The 19,621-nt window shown below is 65.2% G+C and carries 22 protein-coding genes and 1 tRNA gene; 14 read left to right on the top strand and 9 right to left on the bottom strand.

Annotated elements, in window-relative coordinates; translation table 11 throughout:
• Positions 1-166: 166 nt before the first annotated feature.
• From NU1_RS43015 to NU1_RS05750, 3 genes are read right to left on the bottom strand one after another with little or no spacing between them, the layout of a single operon-like run.
• Entirely contained in the window at positions 167-1,882 is a 1,716-nt protein-coding gene (locus NU1_RS43015; RefSeq protein ID WP_067518097.1) for a type III PLP-dependent enzyme domain-containing protein, read from the bottom strand.
• A gap of 46 nt (positions 1,883-1,928) precedes the next feature.
• Positions 1,929-2,891 (bottom strand): ornithine cyclodeaminase, encoded by a 963-nt coding sequence (locus tag NU1_RS05755; protein WP_067518384.1) that lies wholly within the window; start codon positions 2,889-2,891, stop codon positions 1,929-1,931.
• Positions 2,892-2,914: 23 nt separating this feature from the next.
• On the bottom strand, positions 2,915-3,976 hold the full coding sequence (locus NU1_RS05750; RefSeq protein WP_084521006.1) for a TauD/TfdA family dioxygenase: 1,062 nt from the start codon (positions 3,974-3,976) through the stop codon (positions 2,915-2,917).
• Between the two features lie 281 nt (positions 3,977-4,257).
• Between NU1_RS05750 and NU1_RS05745 the strand changes: the two genes are divergently transcribed.
• The 10 genes from NU1_RS05745 (at position 4,258) to NU1_RS05700 (ending at position 13,488) form a co-directional block, all read left to right on the top strand.
• Positions 4,258-4,998 (top strand): lytic transglycosylase domain-containing protein, encoded by a 741-nt coding sequence (locus NU1_RS05745; protein ID WP_067518093.1) that lies wholly within the window; start codon positions 4,258-4,260, stop codon positions 4,996-4,998.
• A 75-nt stretch (positions 4,999-5,073) separates the two neighbouring features.
• Complete coding sequence (gene eno / locus NU1_RS05740) at positions 5,074-6,360, top strand: phosphopyruvate hydratase (protein WP_067518383.1); 1,287 nt, start codon at positions 5,074-5,076, stop codon at positions 6,358-6,360.
• Positions 6,361-6,419: 59 nt separating this feature from the next.
• Positions 6,420-7,046: a septum formation initiator family protein gene (locus tag NU1_RS05735; protein WP_067518091.1), complete on the top strand. Its 627-nt coding sequence runs from the start codon at positions 6,420-6,422 to the stop codon at positions 7,044-7,046.
• Complete coding sequence (locus NU1_RS05730; RefSeq protein WP_067518090.1) at positions 7,043-7,582, top strand: DUF501 domain-containing protein; 540 nt, start codon at positions 7,043-7,045, stop codon at positions 7,580-7,582. The genes NU1_RS05735 and NU1_RS05730 overlap by 4 nt, the downstream gene beginning before the upstream one ends.
• Positions 7,579-8,544: a Ppx/GppA phosphatase family protein gene (locus NU1_RS05725; RefSeq protein WP_067518088.1), complete on the top strand. Its 966-nt coding sequence runs from the start codon at positions 7,579-7,581 to the stop codon at positions 8,542-8,544. The genes NU1_RS05730 and NU1_RS05725 overlap by 4 nt, the downstream gene beginning before the upstream one ends.
• Before the next feature lie 210 nt (positions 8,545-8,754).
• Positions 8,755-10,221, top strand: a complete 1,467-nt coding sequence (locus tag NU1_RS05720) for a peptide MFS transporter (RefSeq protein WP_067518086.1) — start codon at positions 8,755-8,757, stop codon at positions 10,219-10,221.
• 22 nt (positions 10,222-10,243) lie between these two features.
• Positions 10,244-10,687 carry a hypothetical protein gene (locus NU1_RS05715; protein ID WP_067518084.1) on the top strand — a complete coding sequence of 148 codons (444 nt, stop codon included), beginning with the start codon at positions 10,244-10,246 and terminating at the stop codon, positions 10,685-10,687.
• Between the two features lie 89 nt (positions 10,688-10,776).
• The gene (locus NU1_RS05710; RefSeq protein WP_067518381.1) at positions 10,777-11,610 is read left to right on the top strand and encodes an SMP-30/gluconolactonase/LRE family protein; all 834 of its coding nucleotides are present in this window, start codon (positions 10,777-10,779) and stop codon (positions 11,608-11,610) included.
• A 61-nt stretch (positions 11,611-11,671) separates the two neighbouring features.
• Positions 11,672-11,745: transfer RNA gene (locus NU1_RS05705), tRNA-Leu, on the top strand.
• A gap of 423 nt (positions 11,746-12,168) precedes the next feature.
• Positions 12,169-13,488: an ATP-binding protein gene (locus NU1_RS05700; RefSeq protein ID WP_307643040.1), complete on the top strand. Its 1,320-nt coding sequence runs from the start codon at positions 12,169-12,171 to the stop codon at positions 13,486-13,488.
• Between the two features lie 225 nt (positions 13,489-13,713).
• Here the strand turns inward: NU1_RS05700 and NU1_RS42680 are convergent, their stop codons facing one another.
• The 5 genes from NU1_RS42680 to NU1_RS05675 form a co-directional block, all read right to left on the bottom strand.
• Positions 13,714-13,941, bottom strand: a complete 228-nt coding sequence (locus NU1_RS42680; protein WP_371859772.1) for a VOC family protein — start codon at positions 13,939-13,941, stop codon at positions 13,714-13,716.
• Between the two features lie 19 nt (positions 13,942-13,960).
• Positions 13,961-14,287, bottom strand: coding sequence for a hypothetical protein (locus NU1_RS05690; protein ID WP_067518078.1), 327 nt, complete (start codon positions 14,285-14,287; stop codon positions 13,961-13,963).
• A gap of 77 nt (positions 14,288-14,364) precedes the next feature.
• Entirely contained in the window at positions 14,365-14,583 is a 219-nt protein-coding gene (locus NU1_RS05685) for a hypothetical protein (RefSeq protein WP_067518077.1), read from the bottom strand.
• A gap of 37 nt (positions 14,584-14,620) precedes the next feature.
• Positions 14,621-15,043, bottom strand: a complete 423-nt coding sequence (locus NU1_RS05680; protein ID WP_067518075.1) for a DUF4254 domain-containing protein — start codon at positions 15,041-15,043, stop codon at positions 14,621-14,623.
• Positions 15,043-15,390: a hypothetical protein gene (locus NU1_RS05675; protein WP_084521004.1), complete on the bottom strand. Its 348-nt coding sequence runs from the start codon at positions 15,388-15,390 to the stop codon at positions 15,043-15,045. Before NU1_RS05675 ends, NU1_RS05680 begins: the two co-directional genes overlap by 1 nt.
• 414 nt (positions 15,391-15,804) lie before the next feature.
• On the opposite strand from NU1_RS05675, the gene NU1_RS05670 reads away from it, so the two are divergent.
• From NU1_RS05670 to NU1_RS05655, 4 genes are all read left to right on the top strand, one after another.
• A complete protein-coding gene (locus NU1_RS05670; RefSeq protein WP_067518071.1) occupies positions 15,805-16,659 on the top strand; it encodes a helix-turn-helix domain-containing protein in 855 nt (284 codons plus the stop codon).
• Positions 16,656-17,075, top strand: a complete 420-nt coding sequence (locus tag NU1_RS05665; RefSeq protein WP_084521003.1) for a DUF397 domain-containing protein — start codon at positions 16,656-16,658, stop codon at positions 17,073-17,075. The genes NU1_RS05670 and NU1_RS05665 overlap by 4 nt, the downstream gene beginning before the upstream one ends.
• Positions 17,076-17,588: 513 nt before the next feature.
• Positions 17,589-18,299, top strand: a complete 711-nt coding sequence (locus NU1_RS05660; RefSeq protein ID WP_067518067.1) for a type IV toxin-antitoxin system AbiEi family antitoxin domain-containing protein — start codon at positions 17,589-17,591, stop codon at positions 18,297-18,299.
• Positions 18,292-19,200: a nucleotidyl transferase AbiEii/AbiGii toxin family protein gene (locus NU1_RS05655; protein WP_067518065.1), complete on the top strand. Its 909-nt coding sequence runs from the start codon at positions 18,292-18,294 to the stop codon at positions 19,198-19,200. Before NU1_RS05660 ends, NU1_RS05655 begins: the two co-directional genes overlap by 8 nt.
• 5 nt (positions 19,201-19,205) lie before the next feature.
• Here the strand turns inward: NU1_RS05655 and NU1_RS05650 are convergent, their stop codons facing one another.
• Positions 19,206-19,550: a hypothetical protein gene (locus NU1_RS05650; RefSeq protein WP_157552005.1), complete on the bottom strand. Its 345-nt coding sequence runs from the start codon at positions 19,548-19,550 to the stop codon at positions 19,206-19,208.
• Positions 19,551-19,621: the final 71 nt, after the last annotated feature.

Here is a 19,621-nt window from a genome sequence, read left to right as displayed (position 1 = left end):
ACCGCTGACACGGCCACTATTTGTCACTATCGCCGCACGTCTACCAGGCGAAACGGTTGTCGGACCCGGTTTGGGCACAACCCGGCTACGCCTCGAGTGAAGCTGAGGGAAACCTTAGTGGAAGGCGTTCGGGGATTGGTCTCGATGGCCGAAATGCGCGCTTGCGTCACCGCTCATCGGCAATGGCCTGCCCGATTCGGGAAGTTACTCGTGGGTCGGGTGAATCGACCGTCCACGTGAATCCCATTCCATCCGCGCGGTCGCGCAGCACCACCTTGGGTGGAATGGGCAATTCGTGGAATGCCGATTCATTGCTGTCCATCTGGTACCCGGCCGTATTCGGGTAGATCAACAGGTCTCCGGTCGACGCTTGCCCGGGTAGCGGGATTCGTCGCCAGCTGAGCATGTCGTCCTCGAGGCAGGACGCCCCGCCGACACAGGTCGGCGTGACCGCGCCGGAGCGCTCCGGCCACAGCACCGGATCGGGCAGGAACTCACTGTCGAACCACTGCTCGGACAGACTCAGGCTGGTGCCGTCCACGGTGAGTACCGAATACGAATGCCCGTGCGCGCTCAGCTCTTTCACACCCTGCACCCGGAATACCGAGCTTCCGGCCCGATCCAGTAGCGCGCGCCCGGGTTCGACGGCCAACCGCAGCCCCTCCCGCCGCAGCCGCCCCGCGAGATCGTCGTGCTCGAGCACCCGCGCCAGCATGGTCGGCCCCGGATCGGGGAAGTGATACGGATAGAACGAATCGGGGGAGGGCCGCTTGTCGCCGTGGAACCACCGGGGATTCACGCCCGCGACAAAGTTCCGCCACGCCTGCTCCGGTACATAGTCGACGCCGAACCCACCGCCGATGGAGATGGTGGTGACCGGATGCCCGAGCCCCCGCGCCTCCCGGCAGCGGTCGATCAGCGCCGCCGCCAACTCGGCCCGCGGTGCGTAGTCGTAGCCGGTGAGATGAAAACTGAACCCCTCCAGCAGCATCGACTCCGGCTCGATCCGGGTGACCGCCAGATCCAATTGCTCCTCGGTCAGCCCGAACCGGCTGTGCGATCCCGGCGGCAGTACCCGCAGCACCACGCGCGGCCGCCGGTCGGCTGCGGCGCGCCCGCCCGGCTCGCCGGGTGTGGCTGGCCCGTTGGAAGTGTCCTGGCTGCTGTTACTGAGGTTCTCCGCGTGATGTCGCCTGCCGTCCCCGTCATCCCGGCGTGCTTTTGGCCGGGATCCACTACTGGCCGAAGGTGGATTCCGGCCAAAAGCACGCCGGAATGACGAGGGGCCGGGGGATATCTCGCGCTCAGGTCCGGTAGTGCCCTGTTCGCTGCGAACGCGCCTCGCGCTCAGTTGGCTCAACCGCTCGAGTTCCTCCAGCGAGTCGATAGCGATGATCGCCCTGTGCCACACCGACAGCCGCAGCAGCTCATCGGATTTGGCGGGCCCGGTGACCATGAGGTCGCCGCCGTCGACGCCGCCGCGCAGGGCGGCGTCGAATTCGGCCGCGCTGGAAACATCCACGCCCACACCGTGTGTGGCGCATTCGGTCACCACGCAGGCCGCCTTATTGGCCTTTTTGCCGTAGTAGATCGCGCCGACCACTCCGGCGCGGTCGAATACCTCGCGGAAGGCGCGAATATTCTGGCCGACCCGGGCGGGGTAGACGACATGGAAAGGGCCGGCCGCCGCAATGGCCATATCGCGCAATAGTTTCGGATCCGCCAGGAGTTGTCGCTCCCAGTCGTCACGGTGCGCGGGCATCGGCGCCGCGGTGATACCGGCGCGGCCAGGCGTGTGCGGACCGGGGGTGAGATCGTGGGCATCGGCGGCGGATTCACGCTCGATGTCATCCGGTTCGGCGACCATGGTCAGGGATTTCACGGTGTTCGTCAGGGTCGGCCCCTTTCGCTGTTGTGCCGAAAGCTGTTCAGTCCCACAGCGACACCTCCGTTCCACGCCCCTCGGCGATGGCGCGCGTAGCCAGTGCGTGTGCGACTGCGATATCGGTGAGCACCAAGCCGCTGTTGTAGACGAAGATGCGTTCGTCATCCGCGGTCCGACCCACCGCACGGCGGCTCAGGATCTGCGGTAGCTCGGCGTCCACCCGACGTAGTCGGCCATCCGGCCCCGCCATATCGGTGCCGGTCAGCGCCATTTGTTCGGCGCTGGTGGCGATTACGCGGTCGGCCTGGACCAGCGTGGACGGTGCCAGCCCGTACCCGACCAGCACCGCCAGCGCGCCGGGTGCGAGGTCGCTCGCCTCCAGGGCGACCCGGGTGCCTGGCCCGGCGGTGGCCAGCACCACGTCGGCGGTGCGGGCGGCGGCGTACGGATCTGGGACTATCTCCAGTTCGGCCTGTGGATGATGGTGCAGTAGTTGCTGATGCACCGATTCGAGGCCCTCGGGGTGGGTGCCGTAGAGCATTAGTCGATTGAGCTGTGGATTGGCGGCCAGCAGATGCGGCAGGGCATTGCGGCCCTGGGTTCCGGTGCCGATCAGCAGCACGCTGCGCGCTTCGGGGCGAATGGTCTCCCGCACCAGCAGTGCCGATACCGCCGGTGTCCGCAGTGCGCCCACGCGGGCGCAGTCCATCATGGCCAGCGGCAGTCCGGTGGCGTCGTCGTAGAGCGTGATCGTGGTGTAGTACTTCTTGGTGCTGCGGTCGTGGTTCGGATCGAACTTGTACGAGGTTTTCATGGCGACCACGCGGCGGCGGCCGTCCCGGCCGAGCATGGCGTAGGCCACCGACCATCCGTCGGGATGGGCGACGCTGAGCTTGCGCGGATTATCCGACTCCCCGGCCGCGAAGGCGAGATACGCGTCTTCGACGGCGCGCACCACCTCGACCGGGCTGATCGGAACGTCCGCGAGATCGCTGCGGCTGAGCACCCGCAGCGGGGTGGGTCGAGAATTCACCTGCGATGTCCTAGGGTCGTGCCGATTTCAGGCCGCATCGCGCGGAACGGTGCGACGATGCGCTGGCCGTACCCGTCCTCGGCGGCTTCGGTTTCGGCGCGGCGGCGCTGCGGCAGCCGGATATTCACCCGCTTGAGCCAGCGGTCGGTGCCGTCGTATCGGGGCCGGAAAGGCACCCGCCCGTGCACCACAACGTCATTGTCCACCAGCAACAGTTCTCCCGGGGCCAAAGCGGCGGTGATACATACCCTTTCGAGTTCCGACGCCAAATGGTCATAGGCGGAGCGGAATTCGGGATCGGCGTCCGCCAGCGGCGTATACGCCGGATCGAAGCGCAGCGTGAGCCGTCCGTCATCGGTCCCGAGGGTGGGCACGGCGGGTGCAGGGGTGGTGGGAAATTCGGTGCCGTAGGACAGATCCGGCAGAATCGGCAGTATCGATTCACTGAGCCGATCGCACTGCCACGGCCGCAATTCCACCCGCCGCACCGATGACACCGTGGTGCCGACCCGATCCGGATTGCGCAGACAGCCGAGCATGAGCAGATTGGCGCGCTCCGGGTGGAAGGCGTCCTCGGTGTGCGGGGCGAGCAGGGTGGTGCTGCTGGCCCCGGTCTGCTCCTCCTCATGCCCCGGACTCGGCACAATATTGTTGACCAGCCGCCCGGCCTGCTGCCCCTGCCAGCCGAAGGGTTCACCGGCGCAGCGCGCCAGCAGCAGCATGGCGATATCGAGCTCGAAGGAGGCCGCGCAGGTGAGCGGGTCGCCGCCCCACGTCGCCGCCTGCTTCCAGTCGATGGGGGTGGGGCCGAGTTCGCCGTCGTCGAGGGGCACGCTCCCGACGATGGTGACGCCCGCGGTGGTGGCGGGCGCGCGCATGGCCTCCCGCACCGCGGCGGGTAGTTCGGTGTAGCGGGCGTCGACGAGGTGAATCAGGGTCGGATTTGCCAGGGTGGAGGAGGTCGCCGGATCGGGACCGAGGGTGACCGCGATCTCATGTGCCAGATCGCGGACGGCCCGCGCGCCGGTGGCCGGAAGTTCGCGTCGTTCGAGTTCCATGGGGTGAAGCGAGTTACGTTCGAAGAGAACGCTTTTCACCAGGGAAGTCCCTTCTTCGCATCGGTGGTGCGTAGACACTCGATGCGCAAACGTACACGTTTGTGTGAGGTTAGGCTAGCCTTGCAATTCGATCGGGCGTGTCGCCAACAAATAGCTAGGGCGCATGACAGGCTAGCGCGGAAGGGTAGCCGAACGCGTGCATTACAGCGATTCCCCGACCGCCCGGTCCGCATTCCTGGCCCCCTGCTCGAACTATCTGGATGATGAATAGGGTGCGTTTCATGAAGGCCGGAATCCGGGCCGCTTCCACTCGCGTCGGCCTTCTCGGTACGGCGTGTGCTCTCGTGCTGCTGACCGGTTGCGGGACAGTTGATCTCACGCCGATTCCGGAGGGATTTCCACCCGGTATCGGAACGCCGCTGCCGCCCATCGATATCGATGCACCCGGTCGGACCGCGCTGCAATTGCGCACCTGGGCCGAGGAGCAGTCCGATGCGCTCGGCATTCCGGTGGTGCAGCTCGAGGCCTACGGGTACGCGGCCGCCGTACTGGCCCGCTCGCGGCCGGCCTGTGGGATCGGTTGGACCACCATTGCCGGCATCGCCAGTGTGGAGAGTCGCCACGGCACCCATCGCGGGGCGCGGGTCGGGGAGGACGGCAGGGTTTCGCCGCCCATTCGCGGTATCGCGCTGGATGGTTCGCCCGGCGTGGCACTGATCAAGGACAGCGACGGCGGCGAACTCGACGGCGATCCGGTGTACGACCGCGCCGTGGGGCCCATGCAGTTCATTCCGGAGACCTGGCAGCGCTGGGGCACGGACGCGAATGGCGACGGTATCGCCGATCCGGACAATATCGACGATGCGGCACTGACCGCCGCTCGCTACCTGTGCGCGAGTGGGGGAGACCTCACCGGAACCGACGGCTGGCAGAGAGCACTACTCACCTACAACCAGTCCAATACCTATATGCACACCGTCCGCGATCGAGCTGCCGCCTACAGCGTCGGTAGGCGGGCCTAACTCATGCGTTAGGCTCGGCATCGCACGGGAATGCCGTGCGACCTGCCGTGCAAGCAGCCGAAGGAGTGTCGTTTCGTGGCCATCATCGAACAGGTCGGAGCTCGCGAGATCCTGGATTCTCGCGGAAACCCCACTGTCGAGGTCGAGATCGCTCTCGACGACGGCACCCTCACCCGTGCGGCGGTGCCTTCCGGCGCGTCCACCGGTGAGCACGAGGCCGTCGAACTCCGTGACGGTGGAGACCGCTACCAGGGCAAGGGCGTGCGCAAGGCCGTCGAGGGTGTCCTGGACGAGATCGCTCCGGCCATCATCGGCCTGGACGCGGTGGAGCAGCGCACCATCGACCAGACCCTGCTGGATCGGGACGGTACCCCGGACAAGTCCCGTCTGGGCGCCAATGCGCTGCTGGGTGTTTCGCTGGCCGTGGCCCGCGCCGCCGCCGAATCCTCGGGCCTGGAGCTCTTCCGCTACATCGGCGGACCGAACGCCCATGTGCTGCCCGTACCCATGATGAACATCCTCAACGGTGGCGCGCATGCCGACACCGGGGTGGACGTCCAGGAATTCATGATCGCCCCGATCGGTGCGCAGACCTTCAAGGAGGCGCTGCGCTGGGGTGCGGAGATCTACCACACGCTGAAGTCGGTGCTGAAGGCTCAGGGCCTGTCCACCGGTCTCGGTGACGAGGGCGGTTTCGCGCCGGATGTCGCGGGCACCCGGGCCGCGCTGGACCTCATCGCCGTCGCCATCGACAAGGCGGGCTACAAGCTCGGCACCGATGTCGCGCTGGCCCTCGACGTGGCCGCCACCGAGTTCTACACCGCCGGTTCGGGTTACAAGTTCGAAGGCGCGGTGCGTACCTCCGCCGAGATGAACGAGTTCTATAGCGAACTGCTCAGCGCCTACCCGATCGTGTCCATCGAGGATCCCCTCGATGAGGACGACTGGGACGGCTGGGTCGCGCTGACCGATCTGGTCGGCGACAAGGTGCAGCTGGTCGGCGACGACCTGTTCGTCACCAACCCGGAGCGTCTGGAAGAGGGCATCGCCAAGGGCGCGGCCAACGCGCTGCTGGTGAAGGTCAACCAGATCGGCACGCTCACCGAGACCCTCGACGCCGTGGATCTGGCGCACCGCAACGGCTACAAGACAATGATGAGCCACCGGTCCGGCGAGACCGAGGACACCACCATCGCCGATCTGGCCGTCGCCGTCGGCAGTGGTCAGATCAAGACCGGTGCCCCGGCTCGCTCGGAGCGCGTGGCCAAGTACAACCAGCTGCTGCGGATCGAAGACGCGCTCGGCGACTCGGCGCGCTACGCCGGTGACGTCGCGTTCCCGCGCTTCGCATTCGAAGGCTGAATAATAGAAGGCTCGGATGCCCAAGAGTTGGGAAAACCGGCTGACTTTCGAGGTGTGAGATGACGGAGCGACGGGCGCGGGGTACCAGTCCGGTAGGACGTGGTGACCGGCGTCCGTCGCGATCCGCCAAATCTCGACCGGCGGCCGGTCCCAAACGAGCCGATGGCTCGCGCACCGCCGCCAGTAAGCGGGCGGCCAAGCGCCGCCCGGCCAAATCGGTGCGGTCCGAACGCACCATTCTCGGCCTGTCCACCGGCCGGGCGATCCTGCTGGCCGCCGTTGTCTGCGCTCTCGCACTGACTCTGGCCGTACCACTGCGCACCTATTTCAGTCAGCGGTCCGAGGCGCAGCAATTGGCCGCCGAGCGGTCGCAGCTGGAGGACGAGTTGTCGCGCTTGCGTGATCGTCGTGCCCAGCAAGAGGATCCGAACTACATCAAGACCGAGGCACGTGACCGGCTGAGTCTGGTCATGCCCGGCGAAACCCCCTACATCGTGCAGGTACCGGGTATCGAACAGCCCGCCGTACCCGCTCAAACCGCGAAACCGCGGGAACCCGACCCCTGGTACACCGAGCTGTGGCGCAGTATTTCCGAGCCACCGCCGGCGCCGATACCGGCCGCCACGCCCGCGCCGCCGCCACCGGGCCCCGCACCCGCACCCATCGAAGAAGGAGCACCGAGGTGAGCGAAACCGAGAATCGGCCTAGCGACCGGGATCTCGAGATCGTCGCCAAGCAGCTGGGGCGCGAGCCCCGGGGGGTGCTCGCCATCGCCTATCACACCCCGGACGGGTTGCCCGCCGTGGTGAAGACGGCCCCGAAACTGCCCGACGGCACACCGTTCCCGACGCTGTACTACCTGACCGATCCGCGGCTGACGGCCGAGGCGAGCCGGTTGGAGACGACCGGTGTCATGCGGGAGATGACCGAGCGGCTCGGAACGGATGAGAAATTGGCCGCCCACTACCGGGCCGCGTACGAGAGCTACCTCGCCGAACGCGATGCCATCGAATCGTTGGGCACCGATTTCGCGGGCGGCGGTATGCCGGACCGGGTCAAATGCCTGCACGTGCTGATCGCGCACTCGCTCGCCAAGGGGCTGGGCGTGAATCCGCTCGGCGACGAAGCGGTGGCGCTGGCGGCCGATAATGGGCTGCGCGGCAAGGCGATTCCGGCCGACTGGCCCACAGCCTCCGAACTGAACCCCGAGGTGTACCCATGACAGACCGGATTGCCGCGATCGACTGCGGTACCAACTCCCTTCGACTATTGATCGCCGATGTCGTCCCGGGCGGGGCGGGATCGGCGACGCCGCATCTGACCGATGTGCACCGCGAAATGCGGATCGTGCGGCTCGGACAGGGGGTGGACGCCACCGGATCGCTGGCTCCCGAGGCCATCGACCGTACGCGCGCCGCCCTGCACGACTACGTGGATCTCATGCTCGACGCCGGAGTGACGCGGGTGCGCATGGTCGCCACCTCCGCCACCCGCGACGCGAGTAATCGCGAGGACTTCTTCGCGATGACCCGGGCCGAGCTGGAGCGTGTCATGCCCGGCGCGCAGGCCGAGGTGATTACCGGTGATGAGGAGGCGCGGCTGTCCTTCGCCGGTGCGGTCGGCGAATTGTCCAGCGCCGAAGGGCCTTTCGTGGTGGTGGATCTCGGTGGCGGGTCCACCGAGGTGGTACTCGGCGATAGCGACGGGGTGGTGTCGGCGTACTCGGCCGATATCGGATGCGTGCGGATTACCGAGCGATGCCTGCGGGGCAATCCGCCCACGCCCGAAGAGGTGGCGTCGGCGCGGTTCTTCGCCTCCGAACGGTTGGCGCAGGCGTTCGGTGTGGTGCCGGTGGAGCGGGCGCGGACCTGGGTGGGCGTGGCGGGGACCGTGACGACCATCGCGGCGGTGGCCCTGGATCTGCCCGAATACGATTCGGAGAAGGTGCATCTCACGCGGCTGGCACTGCCCGAGGTGCGGACGGTGTGCGATCGGCTGATCGGGATGGATCATGACGAGCGGGCGGCGCTCGGACCCATGCATCCGGGCCGGGTCGACGTGATCGGCGGCGGTGCGGTGATTACCGAGGTGCTGGCCGATGAGCTGGCGCGCCGCGCGGGGATCAGCGAGCTCATTGTCAGCGAGCACGACATTCTCGACGGCATCGCCTTGTCCATCGCCTGAACTCGTCCCGCCTCCGGGTCACTCCTGTCATCCCGCCGCCGCTGTCGTCGCCTGTCGGCCCTGAGCGAGTGGTCGTCGCCCCGTCATTCCGGCGTGCTTTTGGCCGGAATCCACCCCGCTCCAGTAGCGAATTCCGGCCGAGAACCCGCCGCAAAATGACCGCCCCGGCAGTGTTGCTGCCAGATTGCCCCATATGGAAGTGTTCTCCCCATGACAGAGGTGGCACAACCTGCGAAACCGGTCTCCGAACGCACCCTGTTCGGGCACCCGATCGGTCTCACGAATCTCTTCGGTGTCGAGCTGTGGGAACGGTTCTCGTTCTACGGCATGCTCACCATCCTCGGCTACTACCTGTACTACTCGGCCACCGAGGGCGGGCTGGAACTGCCGAAGGCCACGGCCACCGGCATCGTCGGCGCGTACGGCGGTCTGGTCTACCTCTCGACTGTCCTGGGCGCGTGGATCGCCGACCGCTTGTTGGGCGCGGAACGCACCGTCTTCTATGGCGGCGTCGTCGTCATGGCCGGTCATATCGCACTGGCTGTCATTCCGGAGCTGGCGGGTGTGGGTGTCGGCCTGGTGCTGGTCGCACTCGGTTCCGGTGCGCTCAAGGCCAATGCCTCCTCGCTCTTGGGCACCCTCTATACGAAGGGCGATCCCCGCGCGGATGGCGGCTTCACCCTTTTCTATCTGGGCATCAATCTGGGCGCGTTCTCCGGTCCGCTGATCACCGGCATGCTCCAGTCGCATGTGGGTTTCCACTACGGATTCGGCGCCGCCGCCATCGGTATGGCGCTCGGGCTGACCCAGTACGTGATCTTCCGCCGCAATCTCGGCGAGCACGGCCGCGATGTGCCGGACCCATTGCCGCGCACCGCCGTTCCGAAGGTGCTGGGTGCGCTGGCGGTGGCCGCGGTGGTCGTCGCCGTGGCGTGGGGGACCGGTCTGATCACCCTGGGCAACCTGCCCGACGTCACCACCGCGGTCATCGCCGCCGCCTCGATCGCCTACTTCGCGCTCATGCTGACCAGTCCGAAGGTCGAAGCGATCGAACGCAGCCGGGTGCGCGCCTACATTCCGCTGTTCATCGCGAATGCGGTGTTCTGGTCGCTGTTCCAGCAGATCTTCACCGTGCTGGCTGTCTACTCCGATGAGCGCATCAACTGGAATGTCTTCGGCTGGTACCCGCCGCCGAACTGGATCGGCTCCATGGAGCCGGTGTGGATCATTACGCTGTCGCCGCTCTTCGCCATTATGTGGACCCGTCTGGGCAACCGCGCTCCGAGCACGCCGCGCAAATTCGCACTCGGTGTGGTCGGTATGGGTGCCGCCTTCCTGCTGTTCACCCTGTTCTCCGGGACCGAGGGCCAATCCGTACCGATCCTCTTCGTCTTCGCCGTCCTGGGCGGCTTCGCGATCGCGGAACTCATGCTGTCGCCGATCGGCCTGTCGGCCACAACCAAACTGGCCCCCAACGCCTTCCGCTCCCAGATGATGGCCCTGTACTTCTTCTCCGTGGGTATCGGTACATCGATGTCCGGCGTGCTGTCGAAGTATTACGACCCGAGCCACGAGTTGGCGTATTTCGGTTTTACCGGCCTGGTGGCCATTGTGGTCGGCATCATCGTGTGGGGTATCGCCCCGTGGGTGAGCCGTCATATGGAAGGTGTGCACTAACCATCGTCCAGGAGGTCGATATATGCGGTATCGAAAGTTGTTGGCATGCGGTGCGATCACCGCTTCTACGCTGGTCGCTGCCGTGAGTGTCGGCAGCTCGACGGCCGCGGCCGAGCCCGTGGCCGACTTCGCGGTCGTCCATACGCTCGGCGACACCTGCTACGGCCAGCTGCGGTCCGGCGTTTCGGTGGTCGGCCCCGGCGTCGCCAGCTTCGGCATGAGCTTCGTGAAGTGGACGCCGACCTTCGGAAGCCCGTGCGGTGTCGGCGTTTCCGTACATTGGCACAACCTCGACTCCGGCGCGGCGGGCGTGGTGTCCGGTTCGATCGTCGACGCGACCACCTGGAACCAGACACCACCCACCGCCTTCCTGGAGGTGCCGACCGGGCCGGGCCGGGTGAGCTTCACCGTCACCACCGACCGCCCACACCTGCCGGTCCCCGCGGCCGCCTTGGCGATTCCCTGAGACGCCGGATGGCGGGTAGCGGCTCGTTCACCGATTAGATTTCGCGGCTCGTCGCGTCGTTATCGGTACCGATGACGGAAGGACCCGATATGAGCAAGCCCGAAGTTCTGCTGGAAGGTGTCGTATTCGGCGAATCGCCCCGCTGGCACGACGGCCGACTCTGGTTCTCCGACTGGGGAGCCAACCAGGTGATCGTGTTGGACGCCGACCGCCGCCCCGAGGTCGTCGTGAGCATCCCGTCGTTCCCGATGTGCATCGACTTCCTGCCCGATGGTCAACTGCTGGTGGTCGATTCGGCACAGCGACGGCTGGTGCGCCGCGAGCCCGGGGGTGCGGTCGTTCCACACGCTGACCTGTCGGCGATCTCGGATAAACCCTGGAACGACATCGTGGTCGACAGCCGGGGCAACGCCTACGTCAACTGCATCGGATTCGACTTCCCCGCTGGGGAATTCGCACCCGGCTTGATCGTCCGCGTCACCCCCGACGGCGACGTCCGCCAGGTAGCCGACGGCCTGGCCTTCCCGAATGGCATGGCGATCACCGCAGACGGCGCAACCCTGATCGTCGCCGAGTCCTACGCCGAACAACTCACCGCCTACGCCATCGAACCCGCCGGCAGCCTCACCAGCCGCCGAGTATGGGCACCAACCCCCGGCGACCACCCGGACGGCATCTGCATCGACGCCGAAGGCGCGGTCTGGTACGCCGACGTAGGCAACCAACACTGCGTCCGAGTCCGCGAAGGCGGCCACATCTGCGACACCGTCGACCTGGACCGCGGCGCTTTCGCCTGCACCCTGAGCCGAGGCACCGACCCCCACCTCTACGTAGTAGCCCAAACCTGGGGCGACCCCGACGCCGCCCCCACCGGCCAGGTCCTATCCTTCCCAGCCCCCGCCCCGGGCGCAGGCCAACCGTAACCGAAAATCACCCCTCCACTATTTCCTGCAAAACCGTACGGCTCGGTAGGCTGACCGACGCGCCCCCGTAGCCCAATTGGCAGAGGCAGCGGACTTAAAATCCGCACAGTGTCGGTTCGAGCCCGACCGGGGGCACCGACCTGCAACGAGATTTGTACAGGTCACAGCCTCGCGGCTACGTCCTCTGCGTCGCAATTTGCAGTGAACGCCCAGGTCGTCTGATGTCGGTTCGAACCCCTGAGGTTGAGCGGCTCGAACCCACAGCATGTCCTGGGACGTGGGAATCGAGTGGTTGTCCGGTGTTCGATAGGCGGGACGGTTACGCAAATCGTGCAGCGCTGCGGCGTCTTCGCTTGCGAGCCAGCTCATTTCAACCGGCTGGCGAAGGTAGCGGCGAGTTCTCGACGTATGCGTTCGCCTTGCTCCCGTCGGCATGATGCCAATGTGTCATTTCTGACTTCTGGTGGGCGCTCGAAGTCAGCAACAACCAACGACCCAATGCGCAGGAAAGAATCGGGCTAAGTGCGCAGGCGACTAGCGGCCAGATGCGCAGTGCAGATGCGGCCAAATGTTCAGCAAAGTAGCGGCCAAGTGCGCATGATCGTGGATACTGGGGGGATGTCGAGTGCCCAGAGATCTGGACTGATCGCCCGGAAAGCCCAGGCCATGGTAGCCGAAGCGTTGGACGACACGCGGGTCGTCACGATCAACGGCGCGCGACAGTCGGGCAAGAGCACTCTAGCCCAGCTCGTGGCCTCGACTCGAGATCCCGTTCGCTCGCTTACCTTAGATGATCACGTCGCATTGCGGGCCGCGGAAGAGGACCCGGTCGGGTTCATCGAGCACGATGGGCTTCTGATCATCGACGAAGTGCAACGAGCGACCGGGCTTTTCCTGTCGATCAAGGCCGACGTGGATGCCGACCCGCGTCCAGGCCGCTTCCTGCTCACCGGCTCGGCGCAGGTTCTCGCGCTGAAGTCACTGCCCGATGCGCTGCCCGGGCGCATGGAGACCATCGAACTGTGGCCCTTTTCCCAGGGCGAGATCGCGGACACCCCGGACCGGTTCATCGATGCCGCCTTCACGCACGGCCACCAACTCACCCATGACTCGGATCTTCGCCGCCGCGACTACCTCGACCGCGCCGCCATAGGCGGTTTCCCCGAAGCGGTCCGACGCACCGACCGACGCCGAGCCGCGTTCTTCGAGAGCTACCTGGACACCCTCATCAAACGTGACGTCCAAGAGATCTCCGCCATCGAACGAACGCCCCAGCTTCGGAAGCTGTTGCAGCTGCTCGCTGTTCGCAGTGCCAACCTGCTGGTCCCCGCGACCCTCTCCGGTGAGCTCGACCTGCACCGCTCCTCCGTCACCCGTTACCTCGCACTGCTCGAAACCGTGTTCCTCATCAAGACCATCCCCGCCTGGTCCGGTGGCGCGACCTATCGCGCGATCGGCACCCCTAAGCTCGCCTTCGTCGACACGGGACTGCTGTGCCACCTCCTCGGCCAAGGACCTGCTCGACTCGCAGACCCGGGCGGCGCAGCCGGCACCGTTCTCGAGAACTTCGTCCTCATGGAGTTGGCGCGCCAACTCACGTGGAGCGACGAGCGCGCGACACTGTGGCACTACCGCACCAAGGACAAAGTCGAAGTCGACGCCGTGCTCGAAGCCGCCGACGGTCGCGTCATCGGCATCGAAGTCAAATCCGCCGCGACCCTCCACAAACCCGACTTCGCCGGACTCCGCCATCTCCAGGAACGACTCGGCGACCGCTTCGTCGCCGGATACATCCTCTACTCCGGACAACATTCCCTGTCGTTCGGCGACCGCCTCCGCGCGCTCCCCATCGAAACACTCTGGAGGGCCGCACCATAGGCAATGAACATGACTGTTCACGCAGGGCGGTCAACTGATCACCGCGACGATCGGCGATGAACTACCTCCATATCGGCGGAAATCAGCAGCTCACGGCGGATTCGCGTCGTTGTAGATGCTGTACGTGCCACCCCCTGGATAGGGCTGATTCGCGGAACCTCACTCGCCGCCGCTAGGTGGAACTGTGGGACAGAACGGGTGTCCCGAGGGATCGATGAGTACCCGCTAGCGATCGGGCGCGGGCTGGGAATCACCCTTGACTGCGCCACATCCGATGGCGGCCTTCTCAGCGACATCGAGGTCGGTGACAAAGAGGTCGAGATGCATCTGCTTGGGCACGTGGGTGCCGGGCCAATCCGGCGGCTTGTGCTCTGCCACGCGCTCGACCTTCAATGTCACACCCTCGCCCTGCAGTACAACCAGTTCGTCTGATTCATAATCGGATCTCGAAATCCAGCAGCTCTCGATAGAACTAGAGGCGCCGCCGCACCTCCTGACTCGTGGAGCTGAAAAGAGCGTACGGATCGGCGACGAGGTCCAGCGTGTGGAGAAGCACGCTGACTCCGACGGCGAGTTTCTCGGATGAGTCGGCCAGGACGGCTTCCAGGCGCTTCCGCTGATTCTTCAACTCGACCAGCTTCATCCGGACTTTCGCCTGCGGCATCGAGCCGTCGGCGATCAGGGCGATGAGGCGGTTCTCCTTCTGGCGTACCGAGTGCCGTTGCGACCGGTTGACTTGCTGTAGATCAGGCGCGAGGATTCGCCGTCGCCATGGCAGCGCGCGCAGAACAGGAAACACGTGAGGTAGTGGTTGTGGGCTCGGTCGCGGCAGCCCCTGGCGCTTCGCTGCCGGAGGACAGCGTCGCCGCGCTGCAGTCAACCGCAGTGCAGAGAAGATCCGATGGAATTGGTGCGGTCAGCGTCGAGCCGTTCTTGTTCGATGCGGGCAACGATGCTGCGCACTGTCCACCCGTCGTGCCTTCCCGTCGCCGTGTGCGTTTCGGCGGTGGCAGTAGCGGTGAGAGACAGGATGATCCACGCCGCCATGCCGCCGATGCCGAGTCCGATCAAGAATGTCCATACGATCGCGATCATCAGGTGGTCCTATTCTGGGAGTCGGGATTTCGGTCGGTTACCGGGTGCCGGGCAAACGGCGTCGACCGGTCGATACTTCGTCTTGAAGGTCGTCGTAGCCGACGGCGAGCTCCGCGAGCGCTTCCCACGCGTCCCACAGGTCGTAGTCGGCGGCGCCGGCCAGTGCGGCGTGGGCGACGGCGGTGAACTCGGAGAGCCGGTCGATGATTGCGCCCAGGCTCTCGGTGTGGAGCCGGGCGCAGCCCAATGATGGTGGTAGCTGGTACGCGACCCAGGTGTCGATGGCGTTGACCAGCTCGCGGCGGCGACCTTCGAGTTCGTCGCGTCCCGTCTGTAGTGCGGTGAGTCGGCGTTGGTGGACGGTGGCCAGTTCGCTGGCCCATCGCAGGACGGGGTGATCGTTGCCGACGATCCCCCGGCACGCGGCCAGGACATGGTCTTTGGCGGGCAGTGGGTTCATCAGTCACTCGCTCGAGTGTCGGTGGCTCGCGGCAGCCGGGCGCAGTGGCGGATTATTTCGAGGAGGACTGCCGCAGAGGGGCGATACCCGGTGTTCGGCAACGCATTCCAGACGCGATACGTGCCTGCGGTATCCGCTGGCGACGGTAGCGCGACCTCAGCGCCTTCTGGGGCGACGGTGACTGATGCACGAAACATCTCCGCGTACAGCAGTAGATCGTCGAGCGGAGTATCGGGCACGGCCAGGAAGGTCCAGCGCTGTGAACGTGGGTGCGCGACAACCGGTCCCACCGCGATGTTGCGAGACTTCATGGTGTCGGTGACGCGCATGCCCAACTCGGTGGGCATCGTAATCGCGGCGACCGAGACTACCTTCAAGGTGATCTGGCCTGTGTCGGGCTTGAGTTGCGCGGGCAGCTCGCAGCGATTGCGGTAATAGGCGCACCTGGATTGCGGCGTATCAGCAGATGCTGTCCGAGCCGTGGATCCCGCTACCGCGGCTCCGCCTTCTCTCGTTGATGAGGGATTCGCCATCCCGCAGTCGCCTGCAGATGGAGGGGTCTCACTAGCACTGATCGACATATCAGTCACCGCCCTGAGGCTCTACATACAGCGAGGAGCTGTATGGATGGGTCGTGTAGTGGCCCACGCCATACTATTCTGTATATATACGGCCTTCAATACATTGGCCGAAGTCAGCATGAGTGCCCATCGACGTAGGATGTATTTGTCAGCCGATACGGCCACTGTGGGAGGTTGAAGATGACGGATCATCGTTCCGATCCAGCGGCGTTGCGATTCCTGATCGGATACGACTTGCGGGTCTCGCGAGAGAAGGCCGGCATGAAACAGGCCGACGCCGCGAAGATTCTCGGCTGCAACCAACCCAAGATCAACTACCTGGAATCGGGTAAGACACAACAGAAGCCGGACGAGGTGGCGGCACTTCTCCGCGCCTACGGCACCGAGGTCGAGCATGTCGACCGAATCACCTCGCTTGCCGGACAAGCCGATCGCACGACCTGGTGGGCCCCGTTCTCGGAGGTGCTGCCGGACTGGTTCCGCACCTTCATCGGGCTGGAAGGGCTCGCCAGCGGACAGTTCGCCTACCGCTCGAAGGTCATCCCTGGCCAGATGCAAACAGAGAACTACGCCACCGCCGTCCTGGAAGGCGGACTGCAGATCGCGCTCATGGACGTCCCCCAAGTGGTGCGCAGCCGCATGGCCCGGCAGCGCCTGATCGGCGACCCGCAACCCCTGCAGATGGTGGCGGTACTCGAGGAAGCCGTCCTGGACCGCATGATCGGAGGTCCGATCGTGATGCGGGAACAACTTCAGCACCTGATCGACCTCATGCGACTGGACAACGTCGAGCTGCGCATCATGCCCACCCAGGTTGCCGTGCACGACGGCATCAACGACGAGTTCATGCTCCTCGACTTCGAATCCGCCCGCAGCATCGGCTATCTGGAGTTCGCGGCAGGTGCCCTTTACGTGCAGGATCAGGACCAAGTCAGGCTGTATAAGATGATGGCCGACCGCATCCGCGCTGCGGCCCTCTCTCCGTCGGAGTCCGCAGACGCCATCGCGGCCCGGATTGCCAGCCTGCAAGAATGAGTTCGGAGCGACCGAAAATGAACACCAGCGCCCTCAAGTGGAGGACATCAAGCTACAGCGGGTCCAATGGCGGCGAATGCGTCGAAGTTGCCTTCGATGGTGACCGGGTGTTCATCCGCGACAGTAAGTACACCCGCAATCCCGTCAACGACCTTGCGGCACAACCCATTATCTCTATGGCAATGGTCGAGTGGCCGACGTTCCTTGACCTCGTTCTGAGCAGCAACTCTGGTGAGCTGAGTGATGGAGTGTCGGTCTCGGTCAATCCCGAAGGCGGGGCCGCGATCTCAGACCACGGCACTACCCTCTCCTACACCGTCGCCGAGTGGGATGCATTCGTCAAAGGTGTCGCCGAATGGCAGTTCGACCATCCGCGGGGTGGTCCACCGTTCGCTTCGGCAACAACTACGCGATGAGCGTTGGGAAGTGAATGAAAACCAGCATCTCCGAGCAGGATCACGCTGTTCAGGAAGTGTGTTCCCCGCACGCGCGGGGCTGAGCCCCACCAGGCCCGACTCGCCGAGGTAACCATGGTGTGTTCCCCGCACGCGCGGGGCTGAGCCCACCGTGACCGCCATGCACAGCCTGGCAGTCCGCACGCTCCCCGTACGCGCGGGGCTTGGCCCACCGGACCGAGCAGTGATCACGTTGCTCGCCGTCCGATGCTAGTTGGGCGCTGATGCAGAAGCGGGTGTTTGTCGAGGCGAAATCCCGTGTGTCGCAGCCAGTTTGCGGGCCGTGCTACCGAATAGTGTAGTAGCACATGTGGATTGGGGCACCCTGGTGTTGCGGTCATGCAGCTTCGTCTCCGGCGGCCGCGGTCCCGTCATAGCCCCTGCTGTTCTGTGCCCGCTCGGCGTGCACAATCGCGTGGCACGATAATTACCCGTCTTGGCGTAATAGTAGGCAGATTCCGTTATTATTGTGCCATGTCCAGTGATAGTCGCGCCTCGGAACTGATCGGGGTAGCAGCCGAACAATGGGGGCTGATAACTAGCCGACAGGCGAGGGCAGTCGTCGGTGCGACTCCTCAGCTACTCAAACGTATGGCCGACACCGGCGTGCTGGAGCGGGTGCATCACGGCCTGTATCGGCTGGCTCGGTTTCCTCATGACGAGCACCTCGACAAACGGGTCGCCTGGGTCGCGCTGGACCCGTCGCGGTTGGCCTGGGAACGTCTCGACGACGAGGTACCGGCCGGTGTGCTTTCCCATCGCACTGCCGCCAATGTGCACCGCGTGGGTGATATGGACGCCGACGTCGTGGAACTGACTGCGACGCGTCGGATCCGGATCTCCGTACCTGATGTCACAATTCACCGTGGTGGGCTGACTCGCACCGACTGGCAGGTCGTCGACGGCATGCCAGTCACAACCGCCGTGCGCACCATCCGTGATCTAGCTGCTGTGCCCACCGACGCCGGCCATCTCGCCTCGGTGGTGCGCGACGTTCTCGTCCGTTCGCTGGCGTCGACCGACGACGTCGTGGAAGCTCTGACTGACTACGCCTTCGGCTACGGACATCGTGCTCTGGACGGGCAAGGGTTCCTGGACGCGCTCATCGAGCAAGCGGGAGTGCCAGCCACCACCCGAGATCTCGCAGAACGGGCGAATCGGGCTGAGCGGAGGAACCGTGAGTGAAGGTGCCCGCAGTCCGCAGGCTGTCCGTAGTAGCGTCACCGACCATCTCGAGAAGCACGCTAAGGCGTCGGGGCAGTCGTTCAATGTTGCGAAGAGGCGGTTCGTCATGTCCCGCTTCCTCGCGCGTGTATTCGCCGTCGACCCGCAACGATGGATTCTCAAGGGCGGCGTGGGGATGATGGTCCGGCTTCCGGAATCGCGCTATAGCCGCGACATCGACATCATGGCTGTCTCTGGCACCGTCGACCCGGTTGCGGACCTGCGGCACGCGGTCGGTCAGCACATCGATCATTTTCGCTTCGATATCGGCCCGGCCACCGCACTGAGCAACGGGAAAGGGGCGACCGTGACAGTAACGGCTCGAATCGGAACCAACACATTCGAGACGTTCAGCATCGACCTCGTCGACTGGCGCCGCCCGCTCGTCGGGCCCGTGGAGCACCACACAATCCCACGCGTAGTCGACACCGACGACTTCCCGCCGGAGACGACGGTGCAGCTCTACCCACTCGCCGACCAGATTGCCGACAAGATCTGCGCAATGTACGAGCTGCATGGTGCGGTGGTGCAGCGGTCGTCGGGCCGCTACCGCGATCTTGTCGATCTGCTGCTGATCAGCATGTTTCTGCAGATTGAACTCGCCCCGGTCGTTGAAGCAGTCGAACGGGAACGGGTGCTTCGCGGTATCGAAAGACTGCCCGCGACCCTGGAAAGCCCCGGACCGGATTGGGATAACGGCTGGCGGAAAGAGGCACAGAGAAGCCCTCTTCCAGAAGAGCATCACGTACTCGATGCCGGACTGTACGCAGCGGGCCGCTGCTACAACCGCGTCCTCGCGGCGCGGCCAACCGTCGAGCATTCCGCCCGCTGGAACCCAGGGCGTGGTGTCTGGGAAGACTGAGTCGCCTACGTGTTTGGGATGGACTTTGTCCGCTCGGCGGTCACTCGCGGTCGGCCCTTCCGCCGAATGGGCGTCCCGCGTTTGTGCAGCGCGCGGTTGATGGTGGTGGCGGGGAGGCCGGTCAGTTTCGCGCAGGCGATGAAGGAGTGGCCTTGGAGGTAGAGCTGTTCGACGCGGTCGATGTCGGCGTCGGTCAGGGGTTGGAACCGTCGCGGGACGTTATGGCGTTGCAGCAGTCCGAGGACCGCGCTCTGCGATATGCGGTAGCGCTCGGCGAGTGCCGTGGTGGACGCACCATCGCGGTATGCGTGGATCAACTCCTCGATCTCGGCTCGCGGGAGTCTGCGCACAATCCGTTGTGGGGTACGTGGGGGTGTGGTGGCCCGTTTTGATCGCCTGTGTGTCCTGGCGCCCTCACCGG

Source organism: Nocardia uniformis NBRC 13702 (assembly GCF_001613345.1).
GTDB lineage: Bacteria > Actinomycetota > Actinomycetes > Mycobacteriales > Mycobacteriaceae > Nocardia > Nocardia uniformis.
The sequence above is the reverse complement of the archived record's forward strand: the minus strand, read 5'-3'. Positions and strand labels throughout refer to the sequence as shown.